This window comes from Paenibacillus doosanensis, from assembly GCF_025060755.1.
Taxonomy (GTDB): domain Bacteria; phylum Bacillota; class Bacilli; order Paenibacillales; family NBRC-103111; genus Paenibacillus_S; species Paenibacillus_S doosanensis.
The window spans coordinates 81916-97971 of the sequence record NZ_JANYUY010000003.1 but is presented as its reverse complement, the minus strand read 5'-3'; the positions used below and the strand labels follow the sequence as shown (position 1 = coordinate 97971).

Annotated in this window: 13 protein-coding genes and 3 tRNA genes; 2 read left to right on the top strand and 14 right to left on the bottom strand. The window is 51.5% G+C overall.

Features of this window, described 5'->3' with window-relative positions; translation table 11 throughout:
- Nucleotides 1-70: 70 nt before the first annotated feature.
- Both N0M98_RS04220 and N0M98_RS04215 read right to left on the bottom strand, forming a co-directional pair.
- Complete coding sequence (locus N0M98_RS04220) at nucleotides 71-1228, bottom strand: acyltransferase (protein WP_259617037.1); 1158 nt, start codon at nucleotides 1226-1228, stop codon at nucleotides 71-73.
- 12 nt (nucleotides 1229-1240) lie between these two features.
- Nucleotides 1241-1639, bottom strand: coding sequence for a VOC family protein (locus N0M98_RS04215; protein WP_249862619.1), 399 nt, complete (start codon nucleotides 1637-1639; stop codon nucleotides 1241-1243).
- A gap of 173 nt (nucleotides 1640-1812) precedes the next feature.
- On the opposite strand from N0M98_RS04215, the gene N0M98_RS04210 reads away from it, so the two are divergent.
- Nucleotides 1813-2511 (top strand): pirin family protein, encoded by a 699-nt coding sequence (locus N0M98_RS04210; RefSeq protein ID WP_249862618.1) that lies wholly within the window; start codon nucleotides 1813-1815, stop codon nucleotides 2509-2511.
- Between the two features lie 37 nt (nucleotides 2512-2548).
- Nucleotides 2549-2887, top strand: coding sequence for a hypothetical protein (locus N0M98_RS04205; protein WP_259617036.1), 339 nt, complete (start codon nucleotides 2549-2551; stop codon nucleotides 2885-2887).
- Between the two features lie 116 nt (nucleotides 2888-3003).
- Here the strand turns inward: N0M98_RS04205 and N0M98_RS04200 are convergent.
- The 12 genes from N0M98_RS04200 to N0M98_RS04145 all read right to left on the bottom strand — a co-directional run bounded on the left by N0M98_RS04200 (nucleotide 3004) and on the right by N0M98_RS04145 (nucleotide 16056).
- Nucleotides 3004-3092, bottom strand: a tRNA-Leu gene (locus N0M98_RS04200).
- A gap of 21 nt (nucleotides 3093-3113) precedes the next feature.
- Nucleotides 3114-3190 (bottom strand) — tRNA-Ile (locus tag N0M98_RS04195).
- Nucleotides 3191-3203: 13 nt separating this feature from the next.
- Nucleotides 3204-3280 (bottom strand) — tRNA-Met (locus N0M98_RS04190).
- A gap of 84 nt (nucleotides 3281-3364) precedes the next feature.
- Nucleotides 3365-3529, bottom strand: coding sequence for a hypothetical protein (locus N0M98_RS04185; protein ID WP_249862616.1), 165 nt, complete (start codon nucleotides 3527-3529; stop codon nucleotides 3365-3367).
- Nucleotides 3530-3656: 127 nt separating this feature from the next.
- The gene (locus tag N0M98_RS04180; RefSeq protein ID WP_259617035.1) at nucleotides 3657-4208 is read right to left on the bottom strand and encodes a phosphatidylglycerophosphatase A family protein; all 552 of its coding nucleotides are present in this window, start codon (nucleotides 4206-4208) and stop codon (nucleotides 3657-3659) included.
- A 194-nt stretch (nucleotides 4209-4402) separates the two neighbouring features.
- Nucleotides 4403-6130, bottom strand: a complete 1728-nt coding sequence (locus N0M98_RS04175) for a hypothetical protein (protein ID WP_259617112.1) — start codon at nucleotides 6128-6130, stop codon at nucleotides 4403-4405.
- Nucleotides 6131-6159: 29 nt separating this feature from the next.
- On the bottom strand, nucleotides 6160-7410 hold the full coding sequence (locus tag N0M98_RS04170) for an efflux RND transporter periplasmic adaptor subunit (RefSeq protein WP_249862614.1): 1251 nt from the start codon (nucleotides 7408-7410) through the stop codon (nucleotides 6160-6162).
- 31 nt (nucleotides 7411-7441) lie between these two features.
- Nucleotides 7442-10546: an efflux RND transporter permease subunit gene (locus N0M98_RS04165; protein ID WP_249862613.1), complete on the bottom strand. Its 3105-nt coding sequence runs from the start codon at nucleotides 10544-10546 to the stop codon at nucleotides 7442-7444.
- 94 nt (nucleotides 10547-10640) lie between these two features.
- A complete protein-coding gene (locus tag N0M98_RS04160; RefSeq protein WP_249862612.1) occupies nucleotides 10641-11174 on the bottom strand; it encodes a GbsR/MarR family transcriptional regulator in 534 nt (177 codons plus the stop codon).
- Between the two features lie 214 nt (nucleotides 11175-11388).
- Entirely contained in the window at nucleotides 11389-13527 is a 2139-nt protein-coding gene (locus N0M98_RS04155; protein WP_259617034.1) for a hypothetical protein, read from the bottom strand.
- A gap of 71 nt (nucleotides 13528-13598) precedes the next feature.
- The gene (locus N0M98_RS04150) at nucleotides 13599-15086 is read right to left on the bottom strand and encodes an ABC transporter substrate-binding protein (protein WP_249862610.1); all 1488 of its coding nucleotides are present in this window, start codon (nucleotides 15084-15086) and stop codon (nucleotides 13599-13601) included.
- An 88-nt stretch (nucleotides 15087-15174) separates the two neighbouring features.
- Complete coding sequence (locus N0M98_RS04145) at nucleotides 15175-16056, bottom strand: ABC transporter ATP-binding protein (RefSeq protein ID WP_249862609.1); 882 nt, start codon at nucleotides 16054-16056, stop codon at nucleotides 15175-15177.

The window sequence follows — 16056 nt, the reverse complement described above, 5'->3', positions numbered from 1 at the left end:
ATAGTATAAAAAAAGCCGCGATCCCTCAAGGACCCGGCACTTGTTACCGCTCCGCGTTCATCTCTCCCGATCAGACGTCGCGCTTACGCGGTGCAGGCGCTCCCGTCATAAACCGGCCCAGGCGAAACTTGCCTAATGCCGCGGCAGTCAGTACAGACAGCAGCGCGCAAAATATAAAAGCAATCACCGTGCGCAGCGATACGTTCCAGCCCGGGAACAAAGCATCCGCCGCAAAGGTTCCTGCCGTTAGCATCAGCGCATGCGCCAGGTAAGCCCCGTAGGAATATTGGCCGAGGAGGTTGAACAGCTTCTTCAGCCGCCCGTTCCCGTACTGGTGCAGCCATACGGCCGCAATGCACATGGCGACAACGGACAGCAGCAGAAATACCGCCATAAACGGCTGCACGAGCAGCGTATCGTTATATTGAATAACGTACCCGTCCTTCGTCCGGAAGCTGGCCATGATCTTGTAAAACAAGATGCACGATAAAATCGCGTAGAGGCTTAGGAAGACGCCCTGCCGCTTGAGCATCCATTGTTTCCACGCTTGCAGATTCAATCCGGCCGCCGCGCCCATAACAAAGTAAATAAAGAAATACAGCGCATTACGATCCGCATATTCCGTAAATAAAGGAGTCAGCACCGGTATGTGCAGCTTGGACGCCGCTTCGCCGATGACTCCGACTTTGGTCGTCAGCAGCACGTAAACGAGGCACAGCAGAACAAAGCCGGCGCGCAGCGTCCAAGGCTTGGATCGTCTCCACAGCGGCAGAACCGCTCTTTGAATCGGCGGAAACAATAAGTACAGCTGTATGCTCATGACGACATACCATAAATGATACGAAGCTTTGCCCGCAAACCAATCCGCAACGACGATCTTAAGCCCCGACCATAGCCCCTCTCCTCCCGTCTGGAACCACAGCGCATAGACCGTTGACCATAAAATATAAGGAACAAGAATATCTTTACAGCGCTTTCCGATGAAAGACCAAAAACTCACTTCGCTCGTATAGTTATAAAAAAGCACCAATCCCGTTATAAAAATAAACATAGGCACGGCAAACTTGGCCGCAATAAGCAAAATGCCCAGCATAGCGCCGTCTTGAACGCCCGACTCCGGCAAATAAGCGTAATGGCCGATCGCATGCTGCAACACTACGGCCAGAAAAGCGAAACCGCGCAAATATTGAATCTCTTCTATTCGTTCCCGTTTAGCCAGAATGTTCACTCCTCATCCCGCTTATCCGTTCCTACGGGTCGATTCGAACATCTCGATCCATTCGCCGTCCGGACCGTGGAAGAAGAAATAACGGGAGCCGTTAGGCAGCGTCGTAATTTCGTTATCGATCAGCTTCACGTCCAGCGCTTGAATGCGGGCAAATTCCGCTTCGACATGATCTACCGTAAATGCGATATGATGCACCTTGCCCTCGACCGGCAGGCCGTCGTTGTAGCCTTCGATCAGCTCCAGCTCGGTTTCCGCGCTTTCATTGAAGCCGAGAAAAGCGAGCCGCATGACGCCGTTCGTATGCGTCAGTGTCCCTTTTAATGTCAACCCGATCACTTTTTCATAAAAGGCGATGGAATTCTCCAAGTTCGAAACCATAATGCCTACGTGCTCGATTTTCCTCACAGCCATCCGCCGCTTCCTCCTCATTTCATCAACTTATTATGCCGATTCTATGAATATAGTGTAATGTATACCATCGTCCATCTTAACGAAAAATAGAACGAAATACAATGATTGAAAATAACTCCCTTGTTCTATATACTAAAGATAAGCTACTATATTTTATTAAGGAGTGATCCGCCATGATTCAAGTATATCCCGCTTCCTCCCGGTACTCGGCCGACCACGGCTGGCTCCAAAGCAATTTCAGCTTTTCGTTCGGCGATTATTACGACCCGGACAATACCGAATTCGGACCGCTCGTTGTGTTTAACGATGACGTCATAGCCGGACACCGCGGCTTCGGAGCCCATCCTCACCGCGAAATGGAGATCGTCTCGATCGTGCTTAGAGGCCAGCTGCAGCACGAAGACAGCACAGGCCACAAAGCGGTTTCCGGATTTGGAGCTATTCAGCGGATGTCGGCAGGAACGGGCATCATTCACTCCGAAGTCAATCCCGGAGACGAAGAGGTTGCCTTACTGCAAATCTGGTTTAAACCCGATCAGCGCCAGCTCCCTCCCTCCTATGAAACGACCAGCTACGATCCGTCTTTAATGAAAAACAGCCTGCTTCCGATTGTGTCCAATCATTCCGGACCGAATATCGCTCACATCCATCAGGACCTTACCTTGTACTTATCCGAGCTTGAGGCCGGACAATCGCTTGATTTCCGACAAGAGGAAGGCCGTAAAATTTATGTATTCGTTATTGAAGGCTCCGTCGCGCTGAACGGCGGCGATATTTTGCAGCGGCGGGATGCCGCGAGAATTCACGGACTGTCGAAGCTCTCGCTATCCGCTGAGCAAGGGGCTACGCTGCTGATAATGGATTTGCCTTAAGCTTTATTACCATTTTGTAATCTGGGAGAGTGAACGCATGATGACTGCTAGCAGCCAAGCTCATCTGTACATTAAACACGCCGTCGGGAGCCGCATGCTGTTCGACGTAAGCGGAGACGGCAAGCCGTTTACGCTGGAGGAAGCTTCGGCAGGATGGACATTTCAAATCGAGGATGTCGATCCGGCGACCGCCGCTTTATTGGAGGAAAACGCTCAGGACCTTAATTTATTTTATTTCATACAGCAGCCGGGGGAGCCGATACAGAAGGCATGGTTTTACGACAAAGACAGACCCCGCATCGAGTATGATGCCGGTAACCGGCGCTGCACGCTTCATGTCGACTCCAGAATGGCCTACAGCAACGAAAAAGTATAATCTTCGCAGCTCCCGCATTCCTTCAATTCCGGCCATGCGGGAGCAGCAAAAAATCCTGTGAAGCAGCATGATCTTCATGAGCTTCACAGGATTTACTGTTGTATGTTGTATAGTTATGGTGCCGAAGACCGGACTCGAACCGGTACGGTAGTCACCTACCGCAGGATTTTAAGTCCTGTGCGTCTGCCAATTCCGCCACTCCGGCAATTGCACAGTAGTGCATATATGGTGGGCCCTGAGGGACTCGAACCCCCGACCAATCGGTTATGAGCCGACCGCTCTAACCAACTGAGCTAAGGGCCCACAATTATGTGTTTGGTTGCGGGGGCAGGATTTGAACCTGCGGCCTTCGGGTTATGAGCCCGACGAGCTACCGGGCTGCTCCACCCCGCGTCAGTTGATTAACTTGTCTTAGCGACGAACTCAATAATACAATAATCCTTTAAGAATTGTCAAGAAAAAAATAACAAAAATTTTTCAGACGATATACCGGACCCCGAACCGCCCCTTTTTGGAACGAAACACTTCCACTTCCTGCGGGCATTCGTACCCGTATATCCACCAGTCTTCTTCCATCCGTTTCGCCAGACAGCCGGCTTGAAACTTGCTTTCGTATAATTTTGCCCAGTAGATCCAGTTCATTGCGCTCACACCCCGATTAATAAAATTACTATAAATTGTTGCTGCTTCCAATCTTCTCTTTGTAGCATAACCAAAAAGAAGCTTCCTTATTTGATCCAGGAAAGCTTCTTGCCGATTTATTGGAAGTTCAGCCCTCATGGTCCTCTTCGAAAGGGCGCAAAGAGGCTTCGTCGCTGCGCTCGTCGTCATCCCTCTGATGATGGGCAATGCGGCTGGAAGCCGACGCCGCTATGCTCGCCACCAAATCATCCAAGAACGTATGAACTCCCGATCCCGCCTTCGTGTCGAGCCGCTTAATGACGCCGATCTTATGTTTGTCCAAATATCCGAAGGTGGTAACTCCTATGCTTCCGTAACCGAATACCGACCCCAAAGCCAACGTTTCGTCGCAGCCGAACAATCCTTCATCCGACTCGATGATGGACTGGATAGGCTCGGATAACATTCCTTTCTCGGCCAGTTCATCCAGCTCGATACCGACTAAAATAGCGTGCTGCAGCTCTCGTTTTTGCAAGACGGCGCGTATCGCTTCCTCGCATGCCGCAAGCTGTAAATCCGGATTATAGGGGCTTTGCATTTGATAGACGATATCGGCGATCTCTTCCATTTGCACGCCGCGTTCCGCCAACTTACGGAGTACGGCGGCTCTCACTTCATGACTGTGAACCTGACGCTTCATATGAAATCGCCCCTTCGTGAAAACAATGTTCTATTGAATATCATATGTCGAACATGCATAAAATGTTTTCCGCTTGGATGCTCAAGGGAGGAAAACGAAAAAAGGACCTCAACTCTGCCATACAGCAGGAGCGAGGTCCTTAAAACCGTTACCGTTCCATTTTCTTATAGTTAAAATAAGTCCTGTATCCGGGATTATTGTTTGAATACGCCGAGCAATCGTTTGGAATCTCCGGCCTGTGTCGTGAATACCTCGAAAGCTTTGATCGTCAGAGGACGGTCAAGCTGCTCTGTCGTTGCATCGAAGTACATATTGTTCTCGCCGGTCACCAAGCGTCCGTTACCGATGAATTTCCCGGATGTGGTGCCGATCAGACGGCCAAGCGAATCGTACAGCTCAAACTGCAGCTTCGAGAAGCTTTGATCTATCTGTACCTGCTCGTCGCGGGTAATCTCCAGATCGAATCTTGCTTTATATGAATAAGAGTTATTGCCCGTGCGGTTATACAGCGGCGAAATCGTCCAGTACGAAACTTTAACGTTAAATGGATACAGGTCGAATTGCTCGCCTTCCTCAGACTCTTGCAAAGCGACTTTATAGCCGGCGATCGTCGTTTTGTAAGGAGCCGCTTTTTGCGTGTCCTGAATTTTCAGCGCCAAACCCGATCCGGTCTCGGAAACAGGCAGCGTAAAGGAATAGCTCACGACCAGGCTTGAGTTCGGCAGAACGGTCGGCGTCGTAATATTTTGACGGCTGCCGCTATACGTATAGCCATCGGCGCTTACCAAATCCGTCTGGAAAGCTGGAACCGCAATCGGCATATCGCTCTTGTTGGACAGCTTGAATTTGGCCGTCACGTTCTTGGAGCCTTCCTCTTCATTATCGTTCATATGGAATTCGACCATAGATACTTGCATATTCGGATGAATCAAATCGCTCAGGCTGTCGAACTTCATCGGAGATTTCAGCTCGTACACCGGATAGCTTTGCGAAGCTTGGGCTGCCGGAAGCAGCACATTCAATCGCCCTACATTATAATTGACCGTCGCAGCGGCCGCTGCGGCTCCACCCTCGGCGAACTTCTCCGGAGTGAGTACGTTCAGACTGGACAGAACGGTATCGTTATCGGTCGGGATGGCGAAATGAATATACTTCTGCTCCTTCGCTTCGAGGATAAGTCCGCCGTTCTCGACAAGTTTCCCTGCGTATACCTGCGTCTCCGATTTGCCGTCCAACGTGAAATCGGGCAGCGTTTCCCGCTGATCGGTCGGGTTCGTCACCAGCAGTTGAACGACCTGTACAGTTCCTTTATCGCTCAATTCTTTTTCAATATTAACCGGCGTATATTCGAGCGGGGAAATGAGGGACGGAATGGTAAACGTCTCGCCCCATTTTTTCACCGCAGTCGGGTCGGTAATCGCCATATCGCTGCCCTTCCAAGATTGCCCGCTGACAGGTACGGCTACGATCAGCGTCTCTTTCTTCGGATAGACGTAATAATCGACATCCGTCCAATTGACTTCCGACAGCGCTACATTATCGGTGCGGTCGATGACGGCCATATAACTTAGCTCCGTGTTGGCCAGCGGCTGAATCGCCTTCGGATTCGATGCGCTCGGCTGCAGCGTATATTCGATGCCGTCGCTTGTCTTGACGCGAAGCTCATATTCCGGAACACGGGTTATGCCTGCTCCGGAATTTTTCATGCGGACGACGACGCCGATTCGCGTGCCCTCCGCCACCCGCTCGTTCAGCACGCTCTTGATTTCCACCTGCAGCGTATCCGTCAACGGATAGGAGACGGCCGCCGAAGCGGGCTGCATGCTTGTCTGCACCGGATCGGCAGCCAGGACGGCATAGCCTGTTGTCGTTATAAGAGAGGTTGTAATGACGACGGATGTTACGGTCTTTTTCCATTTCATTTTCACTGGGTTCTCCTCCTGTTAGCCGTTTATTTCGCCAGCTGCACTTTTTCTTTGTCCTTTAACTGATTTTGGCCGGAGACGACCAACTGCTCTCCTTCTTTAACTCCCGATAACACTTCCTGAATCGTTTCGTTCAAGCGGCCCAGCTGCACTTTGCGCTTCTCGACCGTATCCCCCGTCAGAACGAAGACGAACGTGTCTCCGCCTTCGCGAACGACGCTGAGTGTAGGTACCGTTACGACGTTCTGATCGCTGTCCTCGGTAAGCAATATTTGCGCCTTCATCCCCGGCTTCAGCTTCCGGTCGGGGTTCGCCACCTCCAGCTCCAGCGAGTACGATTTGGACTGCCCGCTCATTACATCGGCCAGGTAGCTCACTTTGGCCTTTTGGTTTTCGACGGCGCCCGGCACGTAGAAGGTCAGCTCCTCTTTGCCGCGAATCATCTTCGCCGCATCCTCGGTCAGTTCCGCCTTAATCTTGATCGGGTCCAGCTGCTGAAGCTGAGCCGCTCTGAACCCGGCCTGCAGCGTCATCCCCGTCTCGATCGGCAGATCGGTCAGCACGCCGCTTACCGGCGCTTTCACTTCCATATTCTCCAGCGTGCGGTCCGCCTCGCGGATCGACAGATCGGAGCTTTGCAGCGCCTGCTCCACCTGCGACAGCGAATTCGTCGTATCGAGCGTCTTCAGCTTCGCTTTGGAGCTTTCCAAGTCGAGCTTCAAATTGCTCAATTGGCTCTCCATCTGCTCCAGCTGGAACTTGGTGACCAAGCCTAGATCATAGTCGTTGCGCATTTTATTATAATTTTTCTCCGTGTCTTTAATGGAAGTTTCCAGCTTGGCAATTCCATTTTCCAAATCTTGTCTGGAATTGGCCAAATCTTCCTTGGACTTCGTTAGCTGCTGCTGCGAGCCTGTCAACGCAATTTGCGCTTTTTCTTTCTGCAGCAGGACGTCGGTAGGGTCCAAACGGAAGATGACTTCCCCCTTCTCCACTTGATCGCCGCGTTTCTTCAATATTTCCTTTACGTCTCCGCCTGCTTTGGTGATGACATCAAGCTGGATGGAAGAAGCCACATCCGCCACCTGCTCCAGCGGGTCGCCGATTTTATTTTTCTCGATTTTCGCCACCTTGACGGCTTTGATCTGCGCTTCCGCCGCATTTTGCGGCTGAGCCGCCGGCTGGGAGCTGCATCCGGCGATGAGCGCCGAGCTGATGACTACGGCACCCATCACTTTCGTACTCTGTTTCATCGTTTTTGCAATTGTCGGATTCATTGGACCATTCTCCTTTTCCCCTAACCCTGTATTAATTGGACGCGGACGCCGGAGCGGCTTCCACCGTCGTTTTCTCTTTTTTAAACATGCGTCCTACCCGTTTTTTCACATTGTCGATCATCATGTACACGACCGGCACGACGAGCAGCGTCAGCAGGGTCGATGTTGTCAACCCGCCGATGACGACGACCGCCAGTCCTTTGGAAATCAAGGTGCCTTTGGATAAGCCCAACCCCAAGGGCAGGAGCGCGATGATCGTCGCGCCCGCCGTCATGATGATCGGTCTCAGACGCGTCATCCCCGCTTCCACCAAAGCCTCTTTGACGTCATGCCCCGCCTCGCGCAGCTGCTGCACGCGGTCGACCAGTACGATCGCATTCGTGACGACGACGCCGATCAGCATCAGGAAGCCGATCAGAGATGTGATGTTGACGGACTCATGAGTGACCAGAAGGCCCAGAAGTCCGCCGATCGCTGCAAGCGGCAAGGAGAACAAGATCGCAAACGGCGCGCTGCCGTTGCCGAATGCCAGAACCATGACCAGATAAACGATGAAGATGGATGCGCCCATCGCCACGAACATTTGCGAGAAGCTTTCTTGAATATCGTCGGTAACCCCTTTGACCTGGGTTCTTACGCCCGAAGGCAGCTCGACGGTTTTGAGCGCATCGGATACTTGCTTGCTGACTCCCGCCTTATCCGCGCTGTCGATTTTGGCCGTTACTTTGACGTATTGCTCCTGCATTTCTCTTGTAATGGCAACCGGAGCGTCGATCTGCCGCACTTTGGCCACTTCATTCAAGTTAATCGTCGCTCCTGTCGGCGTTTTGATCAGGAAATGGCCGACTTTATCGATGGAATCCTTGAAGGCCGAATCCAGCATCACCTTCGTTTTGAACGTCGTGTTGTCGAACTTCAAATCGCCGATTTTCTCCTCAGCCAGCCAGCTGCGGACCGAATCGTTAATTTGAGCGGAGGACAGTCCGTAAATCCGTGCTTTATTCTGATCTACGCTAATCTCGACCTCGGTTTTCGACTCGCTCAACGAATCCTTAATGTCCGAGAGCATCGGGAATTCCTTCATCTTGTCTTTGACCAGCTGCGCCCCTTGCGTCAAGGTCGCCAGATCGTCTCCCTTCAGCATATAGGAGAAATCGTCGCCTCCGGACGGCGGTCCCCCGGAAATAAGCTGTACTTCCGCTTCGGAGCCTCTGGGCAGCATATACAAAATGTCTTGCTTCAAATCTTTGACCAGCTGCTTCGCATCCGTCGCTTCGGAAGCTTCGGCGAACATGGAGCTGCGGTAAGGAATGCGGTCTTCACTTTGGTTGTAGCCGATCAGCGCATCGAAATATTTGAACGTAGGCTGACCCGCCGGATCTTTGGAAGCTTTCATCATCGCTTCGATTTCTTTGACCTTGGCATCCATACTTTCGATCGTCGTTTCGCGAGGCATCTTGATTGTAATTTGCATCAATTTATCCGTTTCGCTTTCCGGCATAAAGGAAACCGCCAGGAACGGGACCGTGCCGATCAGCGTGGCGATCAGCAGCAATATGGCCATCAATACGGTTTTTTTACGGTGAATGAGCGACCACAGCAATGTTTTGCGATATATTTTAGAAAATCTGCCTAACTGTTCCTCTTCATGATGCTTAAACTGCTTGCTTCGCAAAACGAGCAGCTTGGCGAGCATCGGGATGACTGTCAGTGCCACCAGCAGCGAGGACATGAGCGCCACGACGAGCGTGATGGCGAACGGCCGGAAAACCTCTCCGAGCACCCCGCTCACGAAAGCGATCGGACCGAACACGCCGACGGTCGTAATCGTCGAAGAAGTAATGGCGGAGGCCACCTGACTCGTTGCCAGCTTGATGACCGATTCGCTGCGTTCCTGCGCTCTCTGCAGCTGGCTGTATATATTCTCGATAACGACGATACTGTCGTCCACGACGCGCCCGACGGCGATCGCCATACCGCCCAAGGTCATAATGTTCAGCGATATGCCCAATGGCGCCATAACAAGTAATGTAATTAATATCGATAAGGGAATGGAAACCAATACGATAAGCGTCATACGAACATTTCGCAAGAAAAGCAAAATCATAATCGAAGCAAGAATCGCTCCGAGTCCGCCTTCGCGGACCATGCCGTTGACGGATTCCTTAATGTCCGTCGCGCTGTTATAAATCGTGTGGAAGGTAATGTTGGGAAAATCGACTTTCCATTGCGCCATCATTTTGTCGGCGTCGGCGCCGAATTCAACCGCATTGGCGTTTTTCGTCTTGTACAAGTTGATCCCGATGGCAGGCTGACCGTTCAAACGGGAGAGGAAGGTTGATTCGGTGATCGCCTCAACCTTGGCAACTTGCTTCAGCAGCAGCGTATCTCCGTTCTCCGTCGTTATTTTCATATTTTCCAGATTGTAGACGGAGTTCAAATCGCTCTTGACGCGAACCATCTGCGTGTTGCCGTTGAAATCGACGGAGCCTGCAGGGCTCGTGAGCAGCGCAGCTTTAATGCTGGAGGATACGCTGGCCGGAGTCAGGCCGTAGTTGTTGATGGCGTTGATGTCCATCTTCATGGTAAGGACCGCTTCCTGGTTGCCGATGGAATCTACGTGGTCGATCCCTTTCAAGGAGTTGAAGCCGGGGAGAATGACGTCTTTATAAACTTTGTCGAGCTCCTCTTGACTCATGCCGTTCGTTCCGTAGGCCGATAAATAATAGACCGGTTCGGACGCGAAGCCGAATGTCTGCACCTTCGGTTTCTCCGAGCTTTGGGGCAGGGCGACATTGCCGATGAGGCTCTCCACATCTTTCTTCACATCGTCGGGCTTCTTATCCTGCTCCAGCTCGATGACGATGGATGAGAAGTTGTCGCTTGAGGTGGAGGTTAAATTCTTCATGCCCTCCAGCCCGGCGATCGCCTTCTCCAGCGGTTTCGTAACATCCTCAAGCACATCTTTGGGCGGCGCCGTATACTGCGTGTTGACAAGGACGACCGGAAACGAAATATCCGGCATACTCTCCACCTTCAGCGTCGTGGCGGCGTAGCTTCCCGCGCCGAACAGCAACAAGATGATAATGATCACAGCCGTGATGTTTTTCATCGAAAAATCGGTTAATTGTTTCATCTCTCTACTCCTCCATCACATTAACTGACCATTTAGACGGGGCTCATGAAAATACCCCTTCAATTTTCCGAAAAATTACGGGCATTTTTTTCAATCAGGCATCCTCGTCATTCTGAGGAAACAATTGCGCCTTCCTTCGGTTCCATTCCTCCTCCAGCCCGTCTAAGCGGCTTAAAAACATATCGTACATCGCGTGCATCTCGGTGAATCTTCGGCGGAAAGCGTCGCGGGACGTCCTCTCTTCGTCCCTTACCTCTTCCAATTGATTAAGTATTTGCAAAGTATGCTCGACCTTCTGCTGAATGCGTTTCATCTTCTGGATGTTATTCCTCATAGCCGTCATACTGATATCATCGGATATGTAATAATAATCTTTGCGGTCGTTGCTCGTCGGAAGCTTCTGGCACATCATATGCTTCTCAAGCGTACGCGCCTGCACGCTAATCGCCGCTTTCGTTACGCCAAGCTCTTCCGCCATTTCTTGAAGGCTTACAGGCTGGGGCGAAAATAACAAATGCGCGAAGATTTTACCGACCAGAGGACTGAACCCTTCCGCCTCGAAGGAAAGGGACATATGATCGGTAACGTTTTGTTTCAAGTCGGCAAAAGGCGATTGCAGTGGCTTCATAACGTTCTCCTCTATATGTAGATTATTATCGTTAATAATGTTGTTAACGATAATAACATAAAATGTTTTGTAAATTATGTCAATAGCCCCAAAACAAATTTAACCAAATATTCATTTTTGCCTTACTGTACGAAGAAGAAAAAACCGCCCGGCTTATTCCATGATGCATTACGCACCATTGCGCGGGCGGTTTCGTATGCGGGCATAAAATAAATTAGTCCGTTGTCGAGAACCAGTCGATCTTTTGCGAAGCCAACAGCTTCTTCTGTCCTTGGTAGGAATCGTATACACTCAATTTATACGTCTTCAATGTCTCCAGATGATAGATCAAATCGCGATCCTGCTCTTCGATGACGAAGCCGTCCCGCTTGCCTAGACGAATTTTCGTATCCTTCGACGCATCGGATGTCGTGGAATCGACGATATCGAAATCCTTGAAGTCGAATTCCTTCATAAACGTCTTGTTGCCGCTCTCGTCTTCAAGTCCGATGACCAGCTTGCGGCCCTCCGTATTTGTTTCCATCAACAGATTTTTGGTCAATTCATAGTTGAACGTCAGCTTTAATTTTTCGCTATCCAGCCATGTATTGATCTTGCTGATCGAAAGCGTGTAAGGAAGCAAATCGATATCGGCCAGCTTATCCTTCACCTGGTAATTTTCCTGCGGAAGCCAGAAGCCCGCCGCGTTGACGTAGGCGTCAGGCGTATCGGCGCTTGCCGAGAACTTGTTATCCGTTACCGCTTCTCCGATCATCGCGCTCATATTCGATGTCGGGAACCCTTTGGGCAATGTGCTGGACAAAATCAGCAGCGCCTTGCCGCCGGGAGTGATTTTGTTTTTGATTTCGGACACCGCAGCCGGGTACACGTCGCCGTCGAACGTTTTGAACTGGGCTACCAGCTTCGTCACGTCGGTATAACGCTTCTCCAGATTCGTAGCTTCCAGCTGTACCGTGAATATATCGGCGGTATCGCCCGAATATGTTTTTACGTCGCGAACGGCGTAGCTGGTATTACGGCCGATGTTCATATTTTTGTACGTCTCGCCTACGTTAAGGAAAGTCATGTTCAACAGCTCGGAACGATGCAAAAATTCAAGCAGATCCTCCGCCTCATTCTCGCCCTTCTTCTCTTGCAGCACTAGCTTTACGGTTGAAAACTGGTACGTATACGGCATTTTCCCGATAAATTGATAATTCGCCGAGCCCCCGCTCGGAAGTCCGATTACTTTATCGGTCTGGATCAGCTTCGCTTCCACCTTGACCTTGTCGTCCAGCATAAAATAGCCCGTCAAGTCAGGAAGAGGCAAAGAATCGGAGCCTTTATTGAGGAGCATCAAGTTCGCCGATAAAATATCCTGATCTTCCATCGGCAGCCTCTGGAACGACAGCAGCTTGGTCGTATAAGTGCCTTCCTTGTTCGAGAACTCATACTCCTTGCCCGTGTCCACCGTATCCGGATCGGTCACCTGCGGCAGCTCGAAGTACGCGATCGGCAGGTTCAGCTTCAAGTCGGCAGCGTTCTGCGTAATGACCAGCTGCCAGCCTTCGCGCGATACTTCTATCGGCACGGAGCCGGTCAGCTGCACCTCTTTGTCGACCTGCGGATTGATCGTCAAATCCTTCACATTTTTGGCGTCGAGGGGATACATATACCCTTCGCTGGTCCGGATTAAATATTGGTACGAAGGCACGGCCGCGCTTCGATTGCCGACATTTTCCATCTTCAGCACGACTGTAGGCGTGTAATTTTTATCGTTTTTAGTCAAAAGCACCTTCTTGATCGTCGTTTTGATCTCGGTGCCGTCCATATCGATAATATGGGAATCGTCTTTCGGAGTCACAACGGTGTAATCGTCCGGAACGGCGATTTCTCCGATGCTCCGCTCGAAATTAGGCTGGCTGAAATCCCATTTGATAAATTCAAAAATAAGGTCCGTCAAATTGGTCGTATCGTTAACCGTAGCGTAAAAGCTGATGTCCTGGACGGATTTCGGCGTAATCCGGTTTTTATCCTTATCCTGGGGAAGCACCCTCACGGAAATCTGGTTGCCGGATTTCGTCTTCAAGCGCGGCCAGTAATCGATAAACAGCAAATCGCTGCTGCCCTCGTTATGGACGCTGACGGTAAAGGTAACCGTTTTGCTGCCTTTCTCCGGCAATATGGTCACATTTTTCAGTTCGAAATAGCTGCTGTCGGTTACCTTTACCTCGCCCAGCGAAGGGGCCGAGCCCATCGATAGCACGCTGGCGGACGGGGTACTGCCGTCGTCGGCGAAGGCCGGAACCGCCGTACTCCAGGTCAAAGCAGCGCTGAGCAACAGGATATGGGTTGTTTTCTTGTTTAATAACATGATGACTTATAACCTCCTGAAGAATTATAGAAATGCTCTCTTATGGAATCGGCGCCGCCCCCGGCTTGGCGTTAGCCTGCCGGAACGGCTTGAATGACTCCGCCGTTGCCGTTGATCTGCCCGTTAGGGCTTTCTTTGATTTTCTGCAGTAAAGCGTCGCCGTCGGTTTGCCATTTTTTGAGGGCATCCCTCACCTGCATCTTGCCCTGCGTTACATCATTGAACAACTGATGACCGATCTCTTGGACCTGCCCGATGTCCGGCTTCTCGCGGTAAATGCGGTAATCCTGCTGCGGAGCCGGCGTCAACGTCGTGAAAGCGTCAATATGGAACTGCACGCCGTCTTTCGGTTTAATGAACTTTTTGCGGGTCACGATATTGTAGGAGCTGCTCGACTTCAAACGGGCCCAATCCTCGCCGTTGACGAATTTGATGAACTTCCATGCATCTTCCACATTTTGCGCCTTCGCGTTAATGCCCATAATACCGTTCATTCCGATATAGCCGCCGACGTCCGGAGCTTCCGGATGAACGGGAAGGGTGACGACATCCCAGTCGATCGGAGTGAAGCCCTTGTAATTTTGCGCGTTTTTGTTGGCGTTCGTAATTTGGTTGATCTGCCCGTAATTGATGATGGACATCGCTACGCGGCTGGACAGGAAATCGTCGTAGGAAAACGGATTAAAGTCCTCTCCGCCTCCCATCATCCGGCTCTTCATCGCAGCGGGGTCCTGCTGCTCGGGGATGATCTTATCCTGCTTCAGCTGGAGCATCGTCTTCCACACTCTTTCCCATTGATCGGAGTCAACGGTCATTTTCTCGCCCTTATCGTCAAACATGGTGAGCTGCAGCGGCGCAGTGTACATCTGCATCGAATAATAAATATCCCCCATCGACTGCGTGCTGAAGGAAAACCCGTATTTCCGGTTTTCTCCCTCGCCCTTGGCAAGCCTTCTGCCCAGGTCGAACGCCTCCTCCCAAGTCATCTTATCCGTAGGATAAGGAACCCCGGCTTCGTCGAACATCGCTTTATTATAAATGAGCGCCGATGAATTGAAGGTCGGGGTCATCGCATACAGCTTGCCGTCGCCGACTTTCTTCAAGCCCTCGATAACAGCCGGCACCATATCCGACGTATCGAATTTATCCTTGGTAATCATCGGGTCGAGCTGGGTCAGCAAATTGTTGCTGATCAGGTCGGGCAGCTGCTCGTAGCCGACCATCACGACGTCGGGAGGATTATCCCCCTGCATCGCTTCCTTCAGCTTATCCATCGGGTCGACCGGCTTCTCATTCGGGTCTCTTCTTCCGTAATAGTAGCTGTCGTCCATCGTAGGGATAATTTCAATCTTAATATTCGGGTTGGCAAATTCGAATATTTCGGTGAACTGCTGGCGGAAGTATTCATCGTCCGGTCCGTAGCCCATGCTGGTAGCGATTCTCAACACCCGCTCCGTATTCGTATCTGCGCTTTTCGCTTTCGTGCACCCCGCCAGCGTCGGGATTATCAGCCCCGCGCTGACGGAAAGCAGCATCGTTTTCTTCATCCATGGTTTCATTGTGGCACCCCTCCAAATAATATCTTGCTGTTCGTCTTCCAATCACGGTCTCCCCCCGGTTCCCGCTATCGGATCTGCCGCGCTCCGGTCAATCGATCGCCTTCGGCGGACGGATAATAATCTTCTCGCCGTCGAATTCCATCGAAGCCTTGGATTCGATCTGCAGCGCCTGGAGATAAGCCTTCGGAATCTGCAGCCGACCCGCCCGGTCCAAAACGACGTACTCTTCATGGACGTCGCTCATCCTCGCAAGCCCTGCAGCCGCTTCCTCCTCGCCGCCGTCCAAATTCGGATTGCGCTTAATGAATTCGGTGCTCGTCATTCCGTCGCGTATCGCAACGACCCGGTCCACCTTGGCGGCCAGCGCCATATCGTGGGTGACGATCACAATCGTGACGCCGAGCTCGCGGTTCAGCTTGCGGAAGATGTCCATGATCATGTCGGACGTCTTCGTGTCGACCGAACCGGTCGGTTCGTCGGCAAGCAGCAGCGACGGCCGGTTGGCCAGCGAGATCGCGATCGCCACGCGCTGCTGCTCCCCGCCGGACAGCTGCTGAAGCTTGTTGCCCATGCGCTCCTTCAGACCGACCCATTCCAACAGCTGCTTGGCGTAAGCGCGGTCGTACCGTCCGCTCAGCATCATCGGCATTTCCACATTTTCCAGCGCGGTCAAATATGGCACCAGATTGCGCGCGTTATTTTGCCATATGAAGCCGACCGTATTGCGTTTGTATTGAACCAGCTCCTCATCGGTAATTTTGAGCAGGTTCCATTCCCCGACTCGGACCTGACCGGCCGAAGGCCTGTCGAGTCCTCCGAGAATGTTAAGAAATGTCGATTTCCCGCTTCCGCTGTTGCCGATGATAGCCATCATTTCCCCTTGGGCGACGGAGATATTGAGACCCTTCAATGCGACAACCTCGATATCGTCGGTTTTGTATATTTTGACGAGCTCTTCGCATGAAATCAT